The sequence below is a fragment of the Engelhardtia mirabilis genome (genome assembly GCF_007748095.1).
Classification (GTDB): domain Bacteria; phylum Planctomycetota; class UBA1135; order UBA1135.
Genome location: NZ_CP036287.1, coordinates 1,087,675 through 1,110,137, shown reverse-complemented (window position 1 = coordinate 1,110,137; position 22,463 = coordinate 1,087,675). Strand labels below are relative to the sequence as shown.

The following is a 22,463-nucleotide window of genomic DNA, read 5'->3' as shown; positions in this document are numbered from 1 at the left end:
CTGCGATCGCCGCTGCTGCCCCGCGCATCTGCCGACCGGCGAGCGCCCTGGCGGATCGATGGCGCTCACCTCGCCGGGCGCTTCTGGCCCTGGACGAGCCGCGTCCCGTGCCTCGCTCGGCCACGTCGGTCGTGGACCCGTGCGGGCGATCGGAGCTAGCCTCTGGCCCGTGATCGAGATCGAAAGCACGGGCGTCCCCATCGAGCGCTGGAACGGCTGCGGGAACGCCTTCCAGATCCTGGACCTGCGGGGCAGGTCGGCCAAGATCGTCTCAGGCACGATCGCCCGCGCGCCCGACCTGGCGCGCCGCGCCGCCGCTCCCGAGCGCGGAGCCGGGGTGGACGGGTTGGTGCTGATGCTCGACGAGCCGGGGGCCGACGTGCGCACCGCCATGTGGAACCCCGATGGTTCGCGGGGCGCGATCTGCGGCAACGCCCTGCGCTGCATCACCCACTGGATCGCCGACGAGCGCGCCGCGGCGACCGTGGCGTTGGAGATGGTCAGCGACGTGGGTCGCCACCCCGCGCGCGCCCGGCGCGACGGGCAGGGTCATTGGCACGCGGAAGTGCGCCTGGGCCGCGCCAGCTTCGATGCGGAGAGCTTGCCCCTCGACACCGGCCACGGAAGCGTCGTCGCCCAGTCCGCGGGCGGACCCTGGCGCGTCGCCGTCGACCTCGACTCAGAACGCCGCGAGGGCCTGGCGCTCTCGGTGGGCAATCCGCACTTGATCGTGCCCCTCGAGGGCCCGCCGACGGACGTCGACGTCGTGCGCCACGGCGCCTCGCTCGAGCGCTCCGCCGCCTTCCCCGACCGCGTCAACGTGTCCTTCGTGCAAGTCGTCTCCCCCACCGAGCTGCGCCAACGCACCTTCGAGCGCGGCGCCGGCGAGACCCTGGCCTGCGGCTCGGGCGCCTGCGCGTCGGTGGTCGCCCTGACGACCACCGGCACCTTGGAGCGCGGCGCGCAGGTGACCGTGCACATGGCCGGCGGCGATTTGGGCGTGACCTGGACCCGCGATGGGGAGCTGTGGCTGTCGGGCGCGACGGAACGCGAGACGCCGCCGCCGCAGTAGCTCGGCCAGCGTCGTCAGCGCTCGTCGTCGACCGCTGGAAAGGGCACGGCTTCGCCCGTGGCCTTGTCGATCGAGAGGCCTGCGTCGACGGCGCGCAAGCGCTCGACGAGCACGGCAACCAAGGCCGCGACGCGCTCGGGCCGCGTGGCGCAGAGTTCGTTCGACTCGCCCGGATCGGCGGCCACGTCGTAGAGCTCGAGGCGGCCGCCGTCGTGGAACCAGATCAACTTCTCGTCGCCCACGCGTAGCGCGCTGTACGGCTCGATCCCCGGGCCGTTCACGCCCCAGAAGTGCGGTTGGTGCCAGAGGATCGTGCGCGGCTGGGGGTCTCGGTCCGCGTCGATGCACGTGGCCGTCAGGTCGACGCCGTCCATCTGCGCCAGGTGCTCGGCCGGGATCTCGGCGCGCGCCGCGGTCAGCAATGTCGGGAAGAGGTCGTGCAGCACGGCCGTTTGAGTGGTGCGGCGGCCGGGCTCGACGTGCCCGGGCCAGCGCACGACCAGGGGCACGCGGGTGCCGCCCTCGTAGGCCGAGCCCTTGCCGCTGCGCAGAGGCGCGTTGTGGACGTGTGGCTCGCCCGCGCGGCCGTGGGCCGAGAGGCCGCCGTTGTCGGAGGTGAAGACGAACAGGGTCTCGCCGGCGAGGTCCAGCTCGTCGAGGGTCGCGAGCACGCGGCCGAGCATGTTGTCGACGCCCTCGATCATCGAGGCGTAGGCGGCTTCGACCGGGGGCAGGTCGGCGTAGTGCTCGACGAGCTCGGGGTTGGCGGTGATCGGCGTGTGCACCGCGTAGGGCGCCAGGTAGAGGAAGAAGGGCTCGCCCGCCGCGTGGGCGGCGCGCAGCTCCCCATCGGCGCGCTGGGCGAGGACGTCGGTCAGCCAGACCTGCTCGCCGTGCCACGGCTCGAGCCCCGGGACGCTCCAGGGGCTGGGGCCGTCCTCGCGCAGGTTGCCGAAGCCGTCGACACCCAGGTAGCTCCCCGGAGCGCCCAGGCCGTGTCCGGCCACGTTGACTTCGAAGCCCAGGGCCATCGGGTCGGCACCCGGCGTCCCCACCGCGCCCCAGTGGGCCTTGCCCACGTGGATCGTGCGGTAGCCGACTTCCGCCAGGAGCGCCGGCAGGGTCACCGCCCCCGGCTGCAGGCCGTTCACGTTCCAAGCCGGCGGGCGCAGGTGCGGGTGGCCGGCCGAGGTGTCGCGGTCGGCGTCGCGCACCCAATAGGTCACCCCGTGGCGCGCGGGAGACTGCCCGGTGATGAGCGACACCCGCGACGGCGTGCAGACCGGCGCCGAGGCGTGGGCGTCGGTGAAGACCAGGCCCTCTTCCGCGAGGCGCAACAGGTGCGGCGTGCGGTAGCTTCCTTGAAAGGGCGGGCGCAGCTCGTGCAGGCCGAGGGCCGTGTCCTGCCAGCCGAGGTCGTCGACGATCATCAGGACGATGTTGGTTCGAGCTGCGACAGCGTCGATCGCCATCGGTTCGCCTACATTCTGAGACGCAGCAAGGACCAGGGCCACCGACGCACCGGCGGCGATCCCGAGCGAGTTCACCACGTCTCGCCCATCCACGTCATGGTCTGGTGGTGGGTCAGCGTCGCGGTCGTCCCGGAGCCCCCGCCGAACGTCTCGTCGACTTCGAGCTCCACGTCCCAGGAGTACTCGTCGTCCGTGGTGGAGTAGCCCATGGGCCGCGACGCGATGCCCTGGCCGCCGCCTTCGTGCTTTCTCCAGCTCAGGCCGACGGACTGCCTGGCGTGGTGAAAGATGCCCTCCTCGGGCGGCCCTCCGAAGGGATGAAGGAAGATCCCCAACAAGCTGCCCAGCCCAGGGCTGTCGATGGAAGGCAACTCGGACCAGATCGAGTCCTGCGAGCGCAGCAAGAGCGTCTGCGACTCACCCGAGCCCCCGAGTAGGAAGAAGTCGACGACCACGTCCACTTCGGCCCGTGCCCTCGCCCAGGACTCGTCCGATGGCGCGGTGACCGTCAGGGCGATGACGGAGCGCATGTCGCGGTCGACTCCGTTCACCGTCGGGTCCAGTCGGAGCCCGCGCAGGTCGTTGGTGTCCGGGTCGAGGGCGGCGGTCAGCAACACCCTCGCGTCGAGCATCGTGGCGCCGTCGCGACTGGCGACGAACTTGAAGCTCACCACTTTGATGTCGTGATTCGCTCGAACCGCCTCGTCCAGAGGGTCCACCACGCCCATCAGCTCGCGCCCCTCGAGCGGCTCGTGGCCCGGGACCAGCGCCTCTTCCCACAGCGCGTCGGCGGCCGGGTGGCTCGCCAGCCACTCGTCGAAGGTCGGCGTCGTCGCGAAGTGGGCCCAGGCCAACCCGAGCGGCACGACGAGGAGCAGCAGAGCGGCGAGACCCAGGCCCAGGAGGAGTTTGCGAAGGGTCGGTGAGAGGCTCATGGTGATGGTCCGGTTGGCGCCGTCGGCCGAACCCGCTACTACAGCCCGCGCATCCAATCCGGCACGAAGCGCACGCGGTCGGGATGGGCCAGGACGGCGTCGAGGGTCTCGACCAGGCGCTGCTTGTCCTTGGGCAGGGTGCCGGCCAGGGTCAGGTAGTTGCTGGCGTGGTTGGAGCGGAAGATCGTGGCGTCCAGCTCCAGGTGGGCGACGAACTCGCGCAGCTCGGCGGCCAGCTCGACGGGGTCCATGTGATCGAACTCGCCGCGCTCGTCGGCGGCGGCCAGGGGCGTGCCCTCGACCGGGGTCATCACGAGCGTCGAGACGAAGCGCGGCCCGATGGCGTTGACCACCCGCGCGGAGGCGATCGCGTGGTCCCGGGACAGCTCGCGGCCCCCGGCGCCGAGCAGGATCATGGTCGACAGCTTGACCCCCGCCTCCTGGGCCTTGTTCGCGACGCGGATCATCTCGGCCGCATCGACGCCCTTGGTCAGCTGCTCCAGGACCGTGTCGTGACCGCTCTCGATGCCCAGGTAGTACTGGGTCAGGCCCGCCTCGCGTAGCTCGACCATCTGCTCGACGCTGCGGATCTGCAGGGCCTGGGGCGAGGCGTAGCAGGAAACCCGCCGCAGCATCGGAAAGGTCCCGCGCAGGGCCTCGAGGATCCCCAAGAGGAACTTGGGCTTGGCCACCAGGGCGTCGCCGTCGGCCAGGAAGACCTTGTCGACCTCGGGTCCGGGCTGGGCCGCCGCCCAGTCGATCTCGGCCACGAGCTCGTCCAGGGGCCGCACCCGGAAGCGCTTGTCCCGGTACATGGCGCAGAAGGCGCACTCGTTGTACGAGCAGCCGATGGTGGCCTGCAGGATCAGGCTGCGCGCCTCGGACGGCGGACGGTAGAGAGTGCCTTCGTAGGAAATCACGGGCGGCGAAGCTCCGGGCGGGCCTTCCAACATAGCGAGCGTTGCCCTACGAATGGGTCCCAAGCCACCCATCGATGCCGCGCTCCCTGGACCTCGACCTGCCCCACTACACCCCGCCGCCGGCCCTCGGTGGCGGGCGGCGCATGACGCTGTTGGCGGCCATGCCGCGACCCTGGCTGGCCGACTTCGCCGCCGCCGGCCGGCCCCGCGAGTTCGTGGTGGAGCCGGGCACACGGGTGCTGGGCCTCTGTCACTGGCAGGCCGAGCCCCAGTCCGCGCCCACGGCGGTCCTGATGCACGGCCTGACCGGCAGCGCCGAGTCGGCCTACGTGGTCGGCACGGCCCAGAAGCTGGTGGGCGCCGGCTTCAACGTGGTGCGCCTCAACGCGCGCAACTGCGGCGGCACCGAGCACCTGTCCCAGACCCTCTACCACGCGGCCATGGCCGGCGACCCGATCGCGGTGTTGCGGGAGTTGGCCGAGGTGGATCGCCTTCCGCGCCTGTACCTGGTGGGTTTCTCCATGGGCGGGTCGATCTCGCTCCTGGCCGCGACCCGCGTCGCCGAGCTGCCCACGGCCCTGCGCGGCCTGGCGGTGGTCTCGCCGCCCCTGGACCTGGACGCCTGCTCCTGGCGACTCGAAGCCAACTCCTTCAACCGCGGCCTGGGCCGACGCTTCCTGCGCGAGTTCCGTGACGTGCTCGCGGAACGCGAGCGCCACCACGGCGCGGGCGTCGACCTGGCCCCGCTCGAGTCGATCTCCACCATCCGTGAGTTCGACAGCCTCTACACCGCGCCCCTGGGCGGTTTCGACAGCCTGGAGCACTACTACGCCACGGGAACGGTGCGCGGCCGCCTGCACCTGATCGATCGGCCGGGCCTGTTGATCCACGCCATCGACGACCCGATCGTCGACCCGGCCGCGTTCCTCGAGCCGGAGCTGGCCGACCACCCGACCGTGCACGCCCAGATCTCGACCACCGGTGGACACGTGGGCTTCGTCGGGGGACGGCGCGCCACGGGTCCCCGGGGCTTGGACCCCGACCGCCGCTGGGCGGAGAACCGCATCGTCGACTTCCTCGTGGCCCTCGAGCTCGAGCAGGGTCAGGTGCCCGCGCGCGTCGCCGCCGAGCAGGATGGGACGCCCCAGACGGTCTGAAGGCGACTCGGGCACGCCCCAGGAGGGCGAAGCTCGCGGCTCGCGGAGCGTCCCGGGCTTCTGGCAGCGTGCCTGGCGGCGCACGGTCGCGGGGTGGCGCAGAGAGCCCCTGTTCCGGCATCGGCTGCGCTGGGACGACGTCGAACTGGTTTCGGAGAGGCTGCCGGTGGACGGCTCGCCCCCGACGTTGACGGGCGTGCTGTGGGATCGGGTGGACCGCATCTTCGCCTTCAAGCGCGACCTCTACATCACCGACCAGATCTGCGTGGCGGTCCTGGCCGGGGACGACGGGCTGGTGGTGAACGAGGAGATGGAGGGCTTCCTGGCGCTCACGGACGAGCTCCACCGGCGGTTTCCCGGCTGCCCGCCCTACGAGGCGTGGTGGGAGCGCGTGGCCCTGCCGGCCTTCGAGACCAACGAGTACCTTCTGTGGCCGCAGGCACGGCCGACCGCGGACGACAGCGCAGTGGCCCCGCCGGATCTCGATTCGGCCCCGCCGGTCTAGTGTCCTGGATCGATCGCCAAGAGCCCCGGCGGGAACAAGCCCCATGCAACACGAGACCTCGCCAGGCAAGTCGGCTCGACGCTTCGCCGTATGGGTCGCGAGCTTGATTGCGATCGGCGTCGTGCTGCTGCTGTCGTTGCAGGGCGAATCGGGACCTCGGCCTCGCGCCCCCTCGCCGCCCGGCGCCGAAGCCAGCAAAGCCTTGCCGGCCCGAGCCATCGAAGTGAGCGCGACGACGGGCGTCCAAGGTGCGAACCGTCGCCGGATCGAAGCTGCGGCGGCAACGACGCCGTCGGAGGAGCTACAGCTCGGCTCGCTCTCCCGCCGCCTGCTCTTCATCGGTCCGCAGACTCTGGAGCGGCGTCTCTACGTCAACGCGTCGAGCGATGCCTTCGCCGGCGGAGGTGCGCGTCTCGGCCGCCAGCGCCTGTTGAGTGCCCCCTGGCAAGCGTCGGAGGATCCCGACGGTCCCGTGCAGGCCACGCTCGAAGTCGAACTCGAGCGACCCGGTCTGCTGAATCTGGCGATCAACGACGCGCTCTGGAGCCGGTCGGTTCCCGTCGACCACGAATCCCCCGACCCGATCCGGATCCTCCTGGACGAGCCAGACACACGCTGGCTGAGGCTCGTGGGCAACGCGGGGCAACTGGGACCGGAGTCCGCGCAGGTCCGAGCGAGACCAGCCGGTCTCGGCCTCGCGAGCAACGTCGGCAAGCGACTCACCTACGACCCGGCCAGGGGGGCCTGGATCGTGGCCACAGCCTCGCGCGAGGTCGAGGTGAACGCGTTCCTGACCCGATCGAACTTGCTCAGCCTGGATTGGGAGCCGGTCGCCTGGCGCCGATCTTCGACGGAGGTCGAGGTCGACGTGTCCTTCGACGCGCTCCTGATCGTCAGCGCCCAGAACTCTGCGGGTCGTCCACGACGACTGCACGGCTACGAGCTCGAGGCGATCGGCCCCGAAGGCAAAGTGCGGCTACGGAACGACCGGAACCAACAGGAATTCCGCTTCGGGCTGCCGGGCACGGGGCTCTACCGCCTGGTGCTCACCGACCCGGACGGGGTCCTCGCCACGGAGCAGTGGGTCTCGATCGACGGCGGCGGCGAGCACCGGCTCCCGTTGACCGTCTACTGACCACTGCACGGATTGAGCAGGTGGCCAGTGCGGCGCCCCGGCGCGGCCCGGCGAGACCGTGGGCGCGCGATTCGGCGCGATCGGCGAGCGAGCGCCCTGGGCGGACGGAGCGGCGGGGAGGCCCGCTCGAAGCGGTATCCGTCGGGCTCGGTCCCGCCGGTCGTCGGCCGAGGGCAGGGCTTGGCAACCGGCTCCTGCCCCCCTCAGGACGGCTCAGCGGCCCACATCTGCTTCGTGACGCCGAGCGGAGCTGCGCGCCCCCCCTGGAATCCCCGGCCTGGCCGACCCACAGGCTTCCGCGAGGGTTAGATTCTCGCCCACGTTCACATTCCGGCGCACGGCGTCGGAACCGCCCCCCTGACCCCGGCCCGATCCATCCGATGAGCACCACCCTCGACGCCGTCTACGACCAGCTTCGCCAGGTCTTCGACCCGGAGATCCCCGTCAACATCGTCGACCTCGGCCTCGTCTACGACGTCGCCGTCGAGGGCGACACCTGCAAGGTGACGATGACCCTCACCTCCCAGTCCTGCCCCGAGGCCAAGACCATCCCCGACATGGTCAAGCGCCGCGCCAACACCGTCGACGGCGTCTCCGGCACCGAGGTCGAGATCGTCTGGGAACCCCAGTGGGGCCCCCACTGCATCACCGCCCAGGGCCGCCAGATCCTCGGCCTGCCCGAGGAAGACGACGACGACGAGTGAGCCAGCCTGCGCCCCGCCGACGCGGGGTCGATCGAGCGAGCGGGCGGTCCGATGGGGCCGCCCGCTGGCGTTCGGGGCGGATTCGGGACCACGGGCTCGTGCGCGCCGACGGCACGGATGGGCGCCGAACAAGGACACCTCGCCCGCACGGGCGCCCTCCGACCTCACGCTCGAGGCTCGATGTTCCCGCTCCGGCGGCTTCACCGCGTGCAGGGGTAGGGAGCAGGGTGTGCTTCGGCCAGGACCCCTTGGCAGGGGTCTCGTCGAGCACCAAGGTGCTGTGTCTGCCCCCAGACCGGAAGTCGACGGGTCCCCGGAGGGTCAACCAGGACGGGAGCACCCACGACCTCCCCTCAGGGGACCAGCGTGACGCTGACCGCGTCGCTGACCAGGCGCAGAGCCAGGGTCGCCGGGTCGAGCACGAGCAGCGCGTGGTAGGCCGTCAGGCCCGCCAGGGACGCGTCGGTGCCGGGAGAGACCTCGAAGGTGGTCGTGGCGCTCCCGCTTGCGTCGAGCAGGCCGAAGCTGCCGACGAGCGGACTCGGCGCGTTCGGGTCGAGGGTCAAGAGGAAGTAGGCGTCCGGCACCAGGGGCAGTTCGTAGCCGTCCAGCGCAATGCCCGGCGAGGTGCCCTCCAAGCTGCCGAGCACCAGGAAGACGCGATCGGCCTGATCCGGGCCGGCCTCGATCGACAGCACCTGCGCGCCGCCAGTCTGGAGCGAGATCTCGCCCGGGCAGGCGTCGAGGTATTGGGTCGTCGTGCCAGTCCCGCCGAACAGGTCGACTTCGCCCGACTTGTAGCCGGCGGCGACCTCGCTGCCGCGCACGCCGACCGCGACCAGGTCGCGGAACAGGTCGCCGGCGCTGCCGAACTGCATGGCGATGTTGGGTTGCTTCGGCTGCAGGTAGGCCTCGAGGGCGAACAGGCCGTCGGCCTGGCGGCGGTAGATCGAAGCCGCGCCGGCGGCGTTGATGTCGCCCAGGTCCGCGTTCTGGGCGGTGACCATGATGCGATCCTCGAAGACGACCACGTGGTGTCCGAAGGCGCCGCCGGCGGGGTCGCCCTCGGGCTCGAGCTTCTGGAGGAACTTCCAGGCTCCATTCTCCGTGCGCTCGAAGATGTAGGCGGAGCCCTGGAACTGTGCGCCGGAAAGGGACGCGCCGACGATCGCCAGGTCGCCCCAGATGTCGACCGAGTTGCCCATGCGGTCGAACTCGGCGCCATCGGGCGCGGTCAGCTTGGCGGCTTCGAACCACTTGCCGTCCGGACCGATCTCGAACACGTAGGCGGCGCCTGCGTTCTCGGCCAGGCCGTCGTCGGCCAGGGCGCCGAAGATCGCGCGGTCCTGCCACATGGCGATGTGCTCGCCGAAGCGGTCGTCGGGGTCGGCGTCGCTGGCCACCAGCCACTGGACTTCGTTCCAAGCCTTGCCGTCGAACTCGAAGGCGTAGACCGCGCCGGCCTTGTCCGCGCCGTTCGGGTCGTCGCCGTGGGCACTGACCAGGACTCGGTCGCCGAAGACCGCCACGGAGCCGCCCGCCAGGTCGCCCAGGGCCGCGTCGGAGGGCAGCAGCTTGGCGGTCTGGGTCCAGGTGTTGCCATCGAAGTCGAAGACGTAGGCCGAGCCGGTCCCGTAGCCGAAGTCGTCGTTGTAGCGGGCCCCGGCGACGATGCGGTTCTCCCAGATCGACGTCGCGTGACCGAAGCGGTGGTCGAAGCCCGCGTCCGAGTGGGTCAGGATCTGGGTCTCGACCCACTGGTCTCCCACGCGCTCGAGCACGTAGACCTGGCCCTGGTCGAAGCCGCCGGAGTCCGCGTACTCGGCGCCGACGATCACGAAGCGTCCCCAGGCCGACACCGAGCCGCCGTAGAAGTCGCTCTGATCGGCGTCGCTGGCGGTGGTCTGGTCGAGCAGGCACTGGGCCTGCACGGGCCCGACCAGGAATGCGGCCGCAGCGAGGATGGCGAGGGAACGGTTGCGGGTCATGGCGGCAGGGACAGGTGGGGAGAGGTCGGCGGCGCGGCGGTCGCCTCGGGTCAGCGTCGGGGCTCGGCGAGGCTCGCGCGATGGGAGACAGCCCGCGCGACCCCCCACACGAAGCCCAAGAGCTCCACCGGCTCGAGGAAGCCGTTCATCGAATCATCCATCGACGACTGGATCTGTGTGCCCTCGGTTCCCCGCAAATGGGTGCTCGTAACCAGCACGACACCAAAGCGGGCGCCGTCCGCCCCATCGACCCGGCCGTCTGCCGTCAGATCTTGTGCCGCGCGCCCGAGGCTGGCGAGGAACTCGAGCAGGGTGCGGCGCTCCGCGAGCTCGAGTGACCGGAACCGATCGCGAGCGGCCTCGCCCTGCCCCGCGTGGCGATCGATGGCGGCTGCGACCCGGCTCTCGAAGGTGCCGCCGGTCAGCGTGCCGTCGTGCCACAGGAAGCGGCGCCCGGTGAGGCCCCAAAGGGGCGCCGTCCGCATCTCCGTGGGTTCGGCGCCGCGGGTCCGGATCCCGTCGGCCTCGGCGCCCAGGTCGTGCAGCAGGTAGTCGGAGTAGGGCGCGAAGTGCACGCCGGCCAGTGGGCCGTCCAGGTTCGCGGGCAGTTGCAGGCGCGGCTGGTGGCAGACGGCACAGCCGATGCGCTCGAAGATGGCCTCGCCCGGGTGGCCCGCGCGCGGCGTCTGCGGTGGCGGCGCCAATAGCGATTGAAAGTCCACCAAGCGATCGAGGCGGTCGATCCCGTCGGCGTCGGGGCGAAGTTCCGGGTCGGGGGTGCGGTCGAACTCGAGCAGCACGCGGAAGTCCCCGCCCGGCGCGAGCTCCTCCGGCAGCAGCCGATTGGTCTGACCCAGCTCCTGCAGCGACGCGTCAGCGGTGAACGAGAGCAGGGTCGCGAACTGCGACTTCCAGCCGAAGCGACCCGCGCGCAGGGGCCCGCCCTCGAGGGGCTGGACCCAGTGCACTCGGCCCCGTTGCGCCTCGGGCTGCGCCGCCGCGAGGGCGACGAGGGCCTCGTCGGGCAAGAGCTCCACCAGACCGATACCGAACAGGTGCGGCGAGATGCGCTCCGCGCGCACGTCGGCCTCCGAGGGCAGGAGTTCGATCGCCGCCGGCTCGACGCCTTGAGCCTGCAAGATCGGCCCCCCACGCTCGCGCAGCTCCGAGGCGGGCTCGCGGGTCCGGCCGAAGTGCGTCACGACGCGCTCGCTGAAGCCACCGGCCGCCGGTTGGCGATGGCAGGTGAAGCAGCTCTGGTCGTTGAAGGCGGGACCCAGGCCGTCGCGCTCGGTCATCTGCCGGTCGAACTCGAAACGCCCGGCCTCGAAGCGGGCGCGGAGGTCGGAGTCGAGCCCGGCGACAGGCTCGCCGGGCGCCGGCGGCGGTTCGTCGGGAGCGACGACGGCAAGGGGCGTGACGAGCCCGTTCCCTCGGAGCTCGGCCGATTCGATCGCTCGGAGCGCACCGTCGCGCCGCGTGAGGGCCGCTGCGGCGCGAATCCGCGGCAGCTCTCCGTCGGCACGCCGGCCCAGCACGAGCGTCGGGCCCACGCCGGCTCCGTCGTCGTTCCAGATCGGCCAGCAAGCGAAGAGTGTTCGGCCACCATCGGCCGGCAGGTCGGCCCAGAGCGCCGCCCCCCCCTCGGGTCCGCGCCGCCAGTCCTGGCCGGCAGCCTCGACGGAAAGCGCCACCGCCACCAGCTCGTCCATCTCGACGCTGGCGGAGAGTCGCCACTCCCCCGCCGCGACCTGCGACCAGCGCAGTTGCAGCTCCGCTGCGTCCCCAGGGGCGACTCCAGCCGCCGGCTCCGTGGCGGGCTCGGAGCCGCTGACCGCCAAGACCCCGAACGCAACGATGGCCAGCGCGGGAACGACTCGTTTCCTCACCCTGGCCATCTTCGACACCCCGTCTCGGGACTACTGGATCACGTTGATGCCGCCGGCCTCGGGCGGGGGCGGTGCGCCGGGGTTCCGCTTGAGTTCCTGGCGCCAGCTCTTGAGCCGGTGGTGCGCCGCCTCGGCTTCGGCCTCGTCGATCTTGCCCATGCGCTGGTAGATGATCGACAGGCTGGTGTGGATCATCGCGTCGTCGGGATCCAGCTCGACCACGCGCTGGCCCACCGCGATCGCCTCGTCGAAGCGCTCCAGGTTCATCAACGACATGGACTTGGCGTTGAGGACCTCGGTGTTGTCCGGGTCGATCTCGAGCGCGCGGTCGTAGTGCTCCACCGCGGCCGCGTGGTCGCCGGCACCGAAGGCCTTGATGCCCTCGATGTAGTGGGACATGGCCTGCGCGGTTCGTTCTTCGTTCGACATGTGGCTTCGATCTCCGGGCGCTCGGGGCGGGTTTGGCCGCTCAGCATAGCCGCTCTGAGCCGGCCCGCGGTCCCGGCCGACTCCGATCCGCGCCGGGGCCTGCTCACTCGCCGCCGGCAGCGTCGATCCGCGCGGCAATGCGCGGCGCGAGCAGGGACGCCACCAGCCCGTGCCCCGCGCGGGACCAGTGCCGGTTGGCGTCGGGAAAGATCGAGGCGTAGGCCTGCGGAGCGGACGCGACGGCGTGGAAGTCGTCGATGATGTCCCAACATTCCAGGTCCAAGTCCTCGCAGATCGCCGCCAGGCGCCGGCGCGGGTTGTCCAAGTCGATGGTGATCGGGCCGGCGGGCGTCTCCATGGTGTGCACCAGGCCCGAGCCGGTCAGGCGCGTGGGATCGGTCGGATCCAGGCTCATGGGCAGGGGCAGGACGACCAGCTCGGCGCCGGCGCGCTCCACGGCCCGCTTCAGCTCCGCGATCAGCAGCCGCTCGAGCTCCCACTCGTAGTCGAGCCACTCGTTCGACTCGACGATGTAGGCGTTCAGCATGTCGTGGCTGAACTGGGGCTCGTGGGCAACCCGATCGGGCAGGAGGAGGCCCGCAACGGCATCCTCGCCCAGGTCGCCGCTCCAAGAGGTGTAGCGCGGGTCGACCGTGGACAGACGCCAGTCCGCGAGGCGGCCCGAGCGCCAGCGCCGCGCCTGGAGCAGGTCGATGAAGGCACTGGGACCGCGTTCCGGACGGTCACCCGAGAGCAGCAGCCGCTGACCGTCGGGCGCGAAGCCCAGCAGCTTCCCGTCGCTCGCCACGAAGTACGGGCGGCGGGCGCGGCGGGCATCGATTGCAGCGGTGATGTCGAGCAGATCGTTGTTGGTGCAGACGCACAGCACCACCAGGTCCGGCTGCCAGCACGCGCCCCGCTGCAGGAAGGCCAGCAACTGCTGCTGGGTGCCCCAACCCTTGGTGGCGAGGATCCGGGTTTCGAGTCGCTCGCTCTGGCGCGGCTCGAGGTAGGTCTCGAACCTGTGCGGCCAACGCACGTCGCGGTTGTGGTGGCGGTAGATCCCACCCGCCGACATGAACGAGTCGCCCAGGGCCAGGAGGCGGAAGCTACCCGGCTGCCTCTCGACCTCGGACGGCAGCGTGTCGAAGCTCCGGAACTCGTCGCTGGACCAACCGAGCTTCACGAGCTCGGGCCGCACCCAACCAGCGGGCAGTTCCTCGGTACGGACGACGCGGCCCCAGACCTCACCGGCGACGGCGGCGCAGGCGAGGCCGACGAGACAAGCGGGCAGACGCGAACGCAGGGAATTCGAGCGAGCAACCATGACGCGTGGGGCAGGACGCGGCTGGGCCGTGCGGGCAGGGGGAAGTCCCGCCCGGGGGGGCTGCGCGGGGGGCAAGACCGCGCGGCGAACAGCTTGTCGGACAAGAACCGGTCAGACGGACATCTGACGGAGAGGCATGCGGGGCGCCGACCTCTCGGCCGGCACCCCCGCGCGATCACATCACCGGCTCGATGCCGAGGGCACCGAAGCCCTTGTCCTCGAAGTTCTGGCGGAACATCCCGCGCAGCTTTTGGGCGGCGGCGTCGTAGGCGTCCTTGTCGTCCCACGTGTTGCGCGGGTTGAGGATCTCCGACGGCACCCCGGGGCAGGACTTGGGCATCTTGAGGTTGAAGACCGGGTGCACGTCGTACTCGGTCTTGTCGGCGTCGAGGTCGCCGGCGAGGGCGGCGTCGAGCAGGGCGCGGGTGTGCTTGATCGAGATGCGCTTGCCAGTGCCGTAGGGCCCGCCGCCCCAGCCCGTGTTGAGCAGCACGCAGCGGGTCTCGTTCTGCTTCATCTTCTCGGCCAGGCGCTCGGCGTAGACCGAGGGCGGGCGCGACATGAAGGGCGCGCCGAAGCAGGCCGAGAAGGCCGCCTTGGGCTCGGTCACGCCGACCTCGGTGCCGGCCAGCTTGGCGGTGAAGCCAGAGACGAAGTGGTACATGACGTCCTTCGGCTCGAGGATCGACACCGGCGGCAGCACGCCGAAGGCGTCGGCGGTGAGCAGCACGATCGTCTGCGGGTGCGGCCCCTTGGCCCCGGGCATCACGTCCGGGTTGCACTCAAGCGGGTAGCTGAAGCGGGTGTTCTCGGTGATCGAGTTGTCGGTGAGATCCAGCTCCTGCGGATCGCACTCCTCCATCTTCTTGCCGGGCGCGGGCGGCACGTTCTCGATCAGCGTCCCGGCCATCGAGAGGGCGGCGGCGATCACCGGCTCGTCGTCCTTGTCCAGGTCGATCAGCTTGGCGTAGCAGCCATCCTCGAGGTTCGACACGCCCAGGCCGGTCCAGGCGTGCTCGTCGTCGCCGATCAGCTTGCGGTTCGGGTCGGCCGACAGGGTCGTCTTGCCCGTGCCGGAGAGGCCGAACAGGATCGCGCCGTCGCCGCCCTGGCCCACGTTGGCCGAGCAGTGCATCGACATCTCACCCATGCCGGGGAGGATGTAGTTCATCACCGTGAACATGGTCTTCTTCACCACGCCGCAGTAGTCGGCGCGGCCGACCACCAGGCCGATGCGGTTCTTGAAGTCCATGATCACCGCGCGGCCGGAGAAGGTGCCGTCGCGCTCGGGATCACAGTGGAAGCTGGGGACGTTGAGCATCGTCCAGCGCTTGCCCTCTTCGTCCTGCACGCCTTCGATCCCCTTGGGGAACATGTTGTCGCAGAAGAAAGAGTGCGTGGCGTACTCGCTGACCAGGCGGTAGGGCCGCGCGTAGGTCGGGTCGGTGCCGCAGTAGACGTCCTTGACGTACAGCGATCCGCCGCGCTCGTTGAGGTGCGCCACGACTCGCTTCAGCAGCGCGTCGTACTTGGCCGGGTCGAACTTCTTGAAGTCGTTCTTCCACCAGACCGTGGTCTCGTTGGCGTCGGTCTCGCTGGCGGGCCAGGCCACGCCGAACGTGTCCTGGACCGGGCGACCGGTGCAGGTCGGGTCGGTGTAGTAAACCAGCGGCCCGTTGACGCCCAACTTGGTCGGGTAGGCCTTCTGCTCGTCGTCGGGACCGCCCTCACGGATGCGACCGCGGTCGTTGGCGATGGCCTCGTGGAACAGCTCCTCCTTGGAGAGGTTGTGCTTGTAGTCGACGCCGGTCAGCCCGAAGAGCTGCTCGAGCTGGGCGCGGCATTCGGTCGGGGAGGAGGTGGCCATGGATGCAGGACCGTGGGGTTCGGGGCCGTGGGTAGTGGGCCGGGGGGAGCTGGTTCGGTGGACCGGGTGGAGGGCGCTCGGGCACCGACCCCGGCCGGGCGGGCCAGAATGCGGATCGAACGGGGTACCACAGGAGGCCCGGTCGAGACCCCGGGGAGTCCCCCAACAGCCTCGGACCCGCCTTCTCGGGGCCGTGCGAGGCGAAACAGGTTACTCGGGCCCCGTTCGGCCGGCAAGGCGGCCGCGTGCCGCAGGTGGGCCGAGCGCCGTCAACCTGAATCGGCCCTCACGGGGTCTGAGGGGCACTTTTGGCCATTCTTGACAGGGAGTTCGGGGGTCCGACCTGGCAGAATCCTCCCAGCTTCGGCCTCCCGAACGGTCCCCGGTCGCCTTCCGGCTCGTAGAGCATTGGCAGAAGACGGACTAGAAGAGTTCGGAAGAGGCGTAGGAGACCGAGGGCCGCCCAACGAGGGCGGCTCCCGCAGTGGGGCTCCAGGGTCTCGCTCCTGGGGGAACAACCGGGGCGGGACTCAGTGCCGACCGGGGGGTCGGCCGAGAAAGAGTTACCGGGCGGTCCCCACCGCGCCCAGATGACAGACGTTTGATGAAGAAAATCGATACCGCACCGATCGCCGAGGGAACCCGCTGCCCCAACCACGGGCACACGATGGTCCCCCTCCATGCGATCGAAGACGGCGCGAGACGCGTCGTGGGGCTCACCTGCCCCGAACCGTACTGCGACCACGTTCGCATGTTGACCCGCGACGAAGCCACGCGCTTCGAGTCGCAGCGACGCCTCTCCGGCGCCGCGCTCCTGCGCTCCACCGCCATCGGCGGTTGAGTTCTGACGGGGCCCACGGGGTCCCAGGTTGTTGCGAGGCCCATCGGGCCTGATGTTCTGGAGGGCCCACGAGGCCCTGACCGCTTCGCCGAAGCGAAGCACCGCGCCCCGAGATGGGGGCGCTTCCCGGGGGCGCAAGCCTTCCGGGACGGCTCCGGCGAGGGCTGCTCTCGGGATCGAACCCGAAGCGTGCGCCCGAAGACCGGATCGAAGCCGCCAACCGAACACGAGCGAGGCCCCCGCGCCGATGGCGAGGGGGCCTCGTTCGTTTGCTACGGACCCGAACTGTGGCGGGACCAGGTGAGCCTGGCACCGTACGAACGCCTTCCGGCGTCAGATTTCGCGGGAGTGCTCCACCCTCGGCCTGGCGAACAGCACGGTCTCCTCCGCGTGGATCGTGATGTGGTCCAGGAACTGCTCGTGGTCGGGCATCACCTGGGCCACGAAGTCCGGGAGCGTCACCAGGTCCTCGGGCTTGTGGTAGGCGCTGATCGCCAGGCGCGGCTGGGAGCGAGCCAGGGTCTGGCGCGCACCGCGCAGGGCCGCCAACTCGGCGCCTTCCACGTCCAGCTTGATCCAGTCGACACCGGCGAGGCCCTCGCGCTCCACCAGGTCGTCGATCGTGAGGGTCAGGACCGTAGCCCCGCTCGAGGCTCCTTCGCCGGCGCTGACCCGCGTGGCGGCGCCGTCGCCGGCACCGAACGACAGCTCCAAGTCGGACTCGTCCCACAGGGCTCGCTCCACCACCGTCACGCGCTCGGCCAGGGTCGGGTTGCGCTCGAGGTTCGCCCGCAGCACCTCCAGATTGCTCGGCTCGAACTCGAACACGAACACGCGTCCCGTGGGGCCGACCCGATCGGCGAAGTAGAGCGCGGTGTCGCCCCAACAGCCGCCGCCGTCCACCACGACGTCGCCGCGCCGTGCGCAGATCTGCTTAGTCCCGACGCGATAGGCGTAGTGCTCGAACAGGAAGGTGTTCAACACATTGAGCGGGTGCAAGTCGGCCTCGATCGCTCCGCCGTCGCCGTGGGCGCGGCCCGAGCCGTCAACGCGATAACGGTTCAGCCCGCCCAGCAGGTCCCCCGCCGAGCCCGTGTCGCGCTCGACCAGGTGCTCGCGATCGACGGATTCGACGGTCTTCCAGTAGCCCGGGGTGTTGGCCGGCAGCTTGACGTGCTTCGCACCCAGAGCCCGAAAACGCAGCACCGCCAGCATCGTCTCGCGCGAAGCTCCATCGCCCAGTCGCGTGAACGTGCGCTCGAAACCGTCGAGGTTCGCCAGCACGTATTGCAGGTACTGCGACTCACCGACCTTGCCGCGACGCGCTAGGCCCAGCCGGCCGAGGCCCGCGCGCCAACGTTGGCGCAACTCGCGCCGCAGTCGCTTGAACGGCCCGGCTGGAAAACGGAGGGGATCCGTGTTGTGGACGGCAGTCTGGAAGGCGCCGTCGATCAGCCCCCCCACCAAACGCTGGCGGAAGTCGGCTGCGGACGGGGTGGACGGGAACTCGGTGGATGGTTTCACGCGGCCCCGACGCTAGCACCACCCCGTCGGAGCGCCAGGCAGATTCCGAGCGCCCCTATTCGGTCGGATCTCGAATGAGACCGGGCGCGGACAATTGCCGAGCACCTCGTCGGAGCGAGTCCCGCCCACGGGCAAGCGCGCAGGGCCCTGCGATCCACCCGGGCGCATCACTTGCCTCGGCGGACGCCCGCTGACGACAACCGCCGCTCGGGTCAGCGGCAACCCGGATGCACCAAGCCGAAGCCCGAGCGCTCCTCGGCATCGCGAATCGGAACCCAATTCAACCCGTCGATATCCACTTCCACCCCACAGTCCACGCACTCCGCCGGCCAGCCCTCGATCCGCCAGCTAGCGAGTACGAGCAGCGGCAGCCCCCGCGTGAACGCCGACCACTCCGCCGGCGACATCTCGACCAGCTCGAGCGACTTGGGCAGCACGCTCGACTCCATCACGAGGTCGAGCCAGGCGTAGGCTTCGGATTCGGTCAACTCGCCGCGCAGGAGTTCGTCCAGAAGGTCGCGCTCTTGCATGGGCCGCGTCCTCAAACGCCCGCGCCGAGGCGCTCGCGGTACCACTCGAAGGTCGGCGCGAGGCCTGCTTCCCAGCCGACTTTCGGGTCGTAGCCGAGCTGTTCGCGGATCGCCTCGAGGCTCGCCAGGCTGTGCTGCACGTCGCCGAGGCGCGCGGGCTGGTAGTCGGGCTTCACGTCGCTGCCGGCCAGGCTCGCGAGGCGCGCGTAGAGCTGGTTGACGCTGATGCGCTCGCCGCCGCCGACGTTGAAGATCGAACCGGGCTCCACGTCGCGGTCCATGGCCAACAGGTTCGCCTGGACCACGTTGTCGATGTAGGTGAAGTCGCGGGTCTGCTCGCCGTCGCCGAAGATCTTGGCCGAGCGACCCTCCAGCAGGGCGCGCGCGAAGATCGCGATCACGCCGGTGTAGGGGCTGTCATCCACCTGGCGCGGGCCGAAGACGTTGAAGTAGCGCAGCGTGACGGTCTTCATCCCGTGCAGACGCCCGTACACGGTCATGAGCTGCTCGGCGGCGACCTTGCCCACGGCGTAGGGCGACAGGGGGCGCACCGGCATGGACTCGCGCTTGGGCAGCTCGTCCGAATCGCCGTAGGCCGCCGATGAGCCCGCCAGGACGAAGCGCTCGACGCCCGCCTGGCGCGCGGCCTCGAGCAGCCGCATGGTCGCCATCACGTTGACGTCGATGGAGCGCACCGGCAGGGCCACGCTCTGGGGCACGGAGACCTGGGCCGCCTCGTGGAACACCCCGCCCACGCCCTCGAGGGCCGCGGGCATCAGGGTCTCGTCGGCCACGTCGCCGACCAGCAGCTCGACCGGGGCGCCGCTGCCGGGATCGCCCAGCTCGTGCCCCGCCAGGTTCTCCCGGCGGCCGCTGGAGAGATCGTCGAGCACCCGCACCTCGTCGCCGCGGGCGATCAGGGCCTGGGTCAGGTGAGAGCCGATGAAGCCGGCTCCGCCGGTAACGAGGTAGCGAGTCACGGGCGCATGCTATCGGTCGCAGGGGCCCCAGGACTCGAGCGCGCGGCCATTTGCGGCCTTCGAGAGGACCCTCGAATGGAACGACCGGCGTCCCCCACCGCGAGGGGCGCCGGTCGTCGGTCGCGGGGACCTGGGGGGTCACCCGTGCTCTTCAGGAGGGTCGCGTCGCCCCGGGGGGCGGCGCAGGTCGACGGGTGCTGGCCCCAACTTGCCAGCACGCCGACAGGAGCACAGCCGTTGTGGGCTAGGGACCGAACGGTCTCGATACAAAAGCAGTGGCCCTGACTCCCCCGGGAACCCGAAGTGGGGTACGGACGCGCGGGATCAGGCCCCGGGCCCCGATCCAGGGGCCCGGAGGCCGTCCCCGAGGCACCTCAGCGCCCGAACAGGCCGGTCTTCTCGCGCTTGCGTATGTACTGGGACTTGGCCCAGATCTCCTCGCCGGTGGTGATGTCCGCCGCCGTCAGCACGAACTGGTAGTCGAGCAGGTCGGTCTTGACCCCGGCGCTGGCCAGCGAGCGCCCACGCTCCTTCTCGATCGAGCGCAGGGTGCCGTAGATCACCATGTCCGCGCCCACCTGGGACCCGAAGGCCTTGGCCGTAGCCGGATCGACCTTGCCGGTGCCCTGTTGGAAGCGGACCTGATCGGCGATCGCCCCCTGGCCCTGCTCGGCGGACACGATCCGGAAGCGCCCGCTCTCGAGCATCCGCACGCGCATCTCGTCGGTGATGCCCTTGGTGTCGATGTGCTCGGTGGTGCGGTTCTCGACGCCCCCCATGACCATCACGACGCGCAGGTCGTTGCCCTTGGAGGGGTGTTCGTACTGGCTCAGCGCCGGCGAAGCGGTGAGCGAGTCGACCATGCCCGCGGCGAGGTTGAGCAGGTCGCCGGTGCTGAAGTCGATGGTGACGGTCTCGGTCGCCTGGGCGTCGCCGTAGTCGAGCGAACTGCACCCGGCGAGGGGCAGCAAGAGTGCCGCGGCGAGGGCGGCGAGTTTGGATGTACGCATGGTCGTTGCTTGAGAGAGAGTCTGGTGCTGGACGGTCGGAGGGGCGGCGGTCAGTTGACGGGATCCCGAGGGCGGACGGAGAGACGCATGCTGGTGGCCGCGGGCGTGGGACCAGTTTGACGAATGGTTTCGACCTCGCCGCCGCCCAGGCGCAGGGACTTCCAAGCGGTGGGCTCGCCGACCAGGATGCCGGCGCCGTCGTACCACTCGACCGACCACTCGAGCATGTGCGGTCGTCCGGATTCGTTGGTGATCCGAGCCTGGACGAAGAGGCGGTCCTGGCGCCGCTCGGAGATGACGTCCTTGACGGACACGGCGCCGGCCAGGCTGCGGTTGCCCACGTCGCGCTGGACCTCGTGGAAGCCCTCGGTGACGACGTAGGTGTTGAGCGGCCCACCGGAGGTGATGCAGCCGGTGGTCAGGGCGAGCGCGACGCCGAGGGCGGCGAGCGCGGGGACTCGCGGGAGCGAGATCTTCATGGTGATCCTCGAAGGCTTGGCTTGGGTTCGATCGGTCAGATGAACGGTTCGTCGGTCGAGGCCGCCGAGGGGTCGCCCTCGGGGGATGGCGCCGGATCCGGCTCCTGCGGGGGCGCCGCTTCGACGAGCGGCTGGCCGCCGCCGACGATGTGGGCGAAGAGGCTGCGGTCGACGGTGCGCGCGAGCACGATCACGGTCTCGCCGGCGCTGACCACGATCGGCTCGAAGTCGATCGACAGGCCGCCGAGCGCGTCGACCGCGAGGGTCAGGGGGCCGGCCGGGACGAAGGCCTGGGCCACCTGCCAGGTGTTCGGCAGGGTCAGCCACGAGCGCCGGTCCGCGTTCTCCGTCGCCAGGCTGAAGATGTCCACGGCCAGGGCCGCGAGCTGCTTGTCGCTGTCGCGCAGCTGCTTGGCGAGGACGGTGCGGCTCGCCGCGCGTGCGCCGGAGCGCGTGGCCAGGATCGCGATGCGATCGGAGAGGTTGCGCTCGGCGACGGCGCCCACGTCCTCGATCACGGTGCTACGTACGGTCTGGCCGTGGTCGACGATGACCAGCTCGACCGAAGACACGGGCTGGGGCCGCTCGACGTACTTCGGAATGGCCCAGGCCACGACTCCGGCCGGCGTGACGAGTTTCAGGGAGTCTTCCGACTTGAAGGGCACCAGGCCCACGCCGGCGATCAGCACGACCCGCGCCGAGCCCTCGGGCACCACTGGCGCGGGGCCGAAGCGGGGCTCGAGTTCGGCCAGCACGTCCTCGCGGCGCAAGACCGCTGCCACGCGGCCAAGCTCGGGTCCCACCAGGCTCGGGGCCAACCCCTTCTCGTCCATGCGCTGGTAGTCGATCAGCGTGTCGCCCAGCTCGCCGCGCAGCTCGTAGCACAGGGCCGAGACGAAGTGTCCCAGACCCCCGGCCTCGTAGTCCGTCTCGTAGAGCTTCTCCTCGCGCTCGAGCCGCTGGTTGGCGCGCCGAGCCTCGACCAGGGCGTCCTCGAGCTTGCCCTGGGCCAGAAAGGTCAGGGCCAGCATCCCGTGCACCTGGACGCGCTCGAAGCCCTCGCCCTCGTAGGTGCGAACGGACTCGTTGACCAGCAGGCTGCCCAGGTCCTCGGTCACCCCGCCGGCGGTGATCGGCGCTTCGGCGTCGAAGCCGTCAGCCAGCTCCGCGGCCCGCAGCAGGTCGCGCTCGGCCGTCTCCCAGTCGCCGGCCGCGAAGCGGATCGTGCCGGCCTCGGCGGCGCCCAGGAAACCCCCGGCCTTGTCCTCGAATGCGGACGCGGCCTCCGAGAAGCGTCCTCCACGGAGGTCGTCCAAGGCGCCCTGGTAGCGATCCGGGTAGGACGCGCAGGAGGCCAGAACCGACGCCAGCGCCAGGGCCCCGAGTCGCGAGATCGCAGAGGGGCGCTCGCAAGGTGCGTTTCGATCGAAGCTGAGGGGGGGCATCGAGATGGGACGGGCTACGTAGCGGGCGCGCCTCCGCTGGTGCCCCTCGGCAAAAGCCAGGCCAACGGGACGGCGGGACTCATCCGAGCGAGGTCCGTACGATACGCCGCCGCTCCCCCCCGAGTTCCACTTCAGATGCCCGCCGACCCCGCCAGCACCGATTCCGTCGCCCCCGCGCGCCCTGGGTCGGAAACGCCGAACCAGTCCCCGGCCAAGGCTCCTGCCGCAGGCGCCCGTCCCCGCCGCGAGCGTCC

Annotated in this window: 20 protein-coding genes; 6 read left to right on the top strand and 14 right to left on the bottom strand. The window is 70.6% G+C overall.

Annotated elements, in window-relative coordinates:
• Positions 1-169 precede the first annotated feature (169 nt).
• Positions 170-1,072 (top strand): diaminopimelate epimerase, encoded by a 903-nt coding sequence (gene dapF, locus Pla133_RS04155; RefSeq protein WP_419192109.1) that lies wholly within the window; start codon positions 170-172, stop codon positions 1,070-1,072.
• 14 nt (positions 1,073-1,086) lie between these two features.
• Here dapF and Pla133_RS04150 read toward each other — a convergent pair whose 3' ends face one another.
• The 3 genes from Pla133_RS04150 to Pla133_RS04140 all read right to left on the bottom strand — a co-directional run bounded on the left by Pla133_RS04150 (position 1,087) and on the right by Pla133_RS04140 (position 4,399).
• A complete protein-coding gene (locus tag Pla133_RS04150) occupies positions 1,087-2,544 on the bottom strand; it encodes a sulfatase (RefSeq protein ID WP_145062743.1) in 1,458 nt (485 codons plus the stop codon).
• A 71-nt stretch (positions 2,545-2,615) separates the two neighbouring features.
• Positions 2,616-3,479 carry a hypothetical protein gene (locus tag Pla133_RS04145; protein ID WP_145062741.1) on the bottom strand — a complete coding sequence of 288 codons (864 nt, stop codon included), beginning with the start codon at positions 3,477-3,479 and terminating at the stop codon, positions 2,616-2,618.
• A 38-nt stretch (positions 3,480-3,517) separates the two neighbouring features.
• Positions 3,518-4,399 carry a radical SAM protein gene (locus Pla133_RS04140; protein WP_419192108.1) on the bottom strand — a complete coding sequence of 294 codons (882 nt, stop codon included), beginning with the start codon at positions 4,397-4,399 and terminating at the stop codon, positions 3,518-3,520.
• Between the two features lie 74 nt (positions 4,400-4,473).
• Between Pla133_RS04140 and Pla133_RS04135 the strand changes: the two genes are divergently transcribed.
• The 4 genes from Pla133_RS04135 (at position 4,474) to Pla133_RS04120 (ending at position 7,900) form a co-directional block, all read left to right on the top strand.
• Positions 4,474-5,556: a YheT family hydrolase gene (locus Pla133_RS04135; RefSeq protein ID WP_145062737.1), complete on the top strand. Its 1,083-nt coding sequence runs from the start codon at positions 4,474-4,476 to the stop codon at positions 5,554-5,556.
• Between the two features lie 166 nt (positions 5,557-5,722).
• Positions 5,723-6,061: a hypothetical protein gene (locus Pla133_RS25915; protein ID WP_419195425.1), complete on the top strand. Its 339-nt coding sequence runs from the start codon at positions 5,723-5,725 to the stop codon at positions 6,059-6,061.
• A 43-nt stretch (positions 6,062-6,104) separates the two neighbouring features.
• Positions 6,105-7,196, top strand: coding sequence for a hypothetical protein (locus Pla133_RS04125; RefSeq protein ID WP_145062732.1), 1,092 nt, complete (start codon positions 6,105-6,107; stop codon positions 7,194-7,196).
• 380 nt (positions 7,197-7,576) lie between these two features.
• Positions 7,577-7,900 carry a metal-sulfur cluster assembly factor gene (locus Pla133_RS04120; protein WP_145062730.1) on the top strand — a complete coding sequence of 108 codons (324 nt, stop codon included), beginning with the start codon at positions 7,577-7,579 and terminating at the stop codon, positions 7,898-7,900.
• Positions 7,901-8,253: 353 nt separating this feature from the next.
• Here the strand turns inward: Pla133_RS04120 and Pla133_RS04115 are convergent, their stop codons facing one another.
• From Pla133_RS04115 to Pla133_RS04095, 5 genes are all read right to left on the bottom strand, one after another.
• Entirely contained in the window at positions 8,254-9,888 is a 1,635-nt protein-coding gene (locus tag Pla133_RS04115) for an FG-GAP repeat protein (RefSeq protein ID WP_145062728.1), read from the bottom strand.
• 50 nt (positions 9,889-9,938) lie between these two features.
• Positions 9,939-11,777 (bottom strand): di-heme oxidoredictase family protein, encoded by a 1,839-nt coding sequence (locus Pla133_RS04110; protein ID WP_145062726.1) that lies wholly within the window; start codon positions 11,775-11,777, stop codon positions 9,939-9,941.
• A gap of 30 nt (positions 11,778-11,807) precedes the next feature.
• Positions 11,808-12,206 carry a tetratricopeptide repeat protein gene (locus Pla133_RS04105; RefSeq protein WP_145062723.1) on the bottom strand — a complete coding sequence of 133 codons (399 nt, stop codon included), beginning with the start codon at positions 12,204-12,206 and terminating at the stop codon, positions 11,808-11,810.
• 103 nt (positions 12,207-12,309) lie between these two features.
• Entirely contained in the window at positions 12,310-13,533 is a 1,224-nt protein-coding gene (locus Pla133_RS04100) for an SGNH/GDSL hydrolase family protein (RefSeq protein WP_145062719.1), read from the bottom strand.
• A 175-nt stretch (positions 13,534-13,708) separates the two neighbouring features.
• Positions 13,709-15,400: a phosphoenolpyruvate carboxykinase (ATP) gene (locus Pla133_RS04095; RefSeq protein ID WP_145062717.1), complete on the bottom strand. Its 1,692-nt coding sequence runs from the start codon at positions 15,398-15,400 to the stop codon at positions 13,709-13,711.
• 604 nt (positions 15,401-16,004) lie between these two features.
• Between Pla133_RS04095 and Pla133_RS04090 the strand changes: the two genes are divergently transcribed.
• Positions 16,005-16,241, top strand: coding sequence for a hypothetical protein (locus tag Pla133_RS04090; protein ID WP_145062714.1), 237 nt, complete (start codon positions 16,005-16,007; stop codon positions 16,239-16,241).
• Positions 16,242-16,574: 333 nt separating this feature from the next.
• Here Pla133_RS04090 and Pla133_RS04085 read toward each other — a convergent pair whose 3' ends face one another.
• The 6 genes from Pla133_RS04085 to Pla133_RS04060 all read right to left on the bottom strand — a co-directional run bounded on the left by Pla133_RS04085 (position 16,575) and on the right by Pla133_RS04060 (position 22,209).
• Positions 16,575-17,765: an FkbM family methyltransferase gene (locus Pla133_RS04085; RefSeq protein WP_145062712.1), complete on the bottom strand. Its 1,191-nt coding sequence runs from the start codon at positions 17,763-17,765 to the stop codon at positions 16,575-16,577.
• Positions 17,766-17,977: 212 nt separating this feature from the next.
• Complete coding sequence (locus Pla133_RS04080) at positions 17,978-18,295, bottom strand: hypothetical protein (protein ID WP_145062709.1); 318 nt, start codon at positions 18,293-18,295, stop codon at positions 17,978-17,980.
• Between the two features lie 11 nt (positions 18,296-18,306).
• Positions 18,307-19,275, bottom strand: a complete 969-nt coding sequence (locus tag Pla133_RS04075) for an NAD-dependent epimerase/dehydratase family protein (protein WP_145062707.1) — start codon at positions 19,273-19,275, stop codon at positions 18,307-18,309.
• Positions 19,276-19,649: 374 nt separating this feature from the next.
• Positions 19,650-20,285, bottom strand: a complete 636-nt coding sequence (gene lpoB / locus Pla133_RS04070) for a penicillin-binding protein activator LpoB (protein ID WP_145062705.1) — start codon at positions 20,283-20,285, stop codon at positions 19,650-19,652.
• Between the two features lie 50 nt (positions 20,286-20,335).
• Positions 20,336-20,764, bottom strand: a complete 429-nt coding sequence (locus Pla133_RS04065) for a DUF1425 domain-containing protein (protein WP_145062702.1) — start codon at positions 20,762-20,764, stop codon at positions 20,336-20,338.
• Between the two features lie 35 nt (positions 20,765-20,799).
• Positions 20,800-22,209 (bottom strand): COG3014 family protein, encoded by a 1,410-nt coding sequence (locus Pla133_RS04060; protein ID WP_145062700.1) that lies wholly within the window; start codon positions 22,207-22,209, stop codon positions 20,800-20,802.
• Positions 22,210-22,463 lie beyond the last annotated feature (254 nt).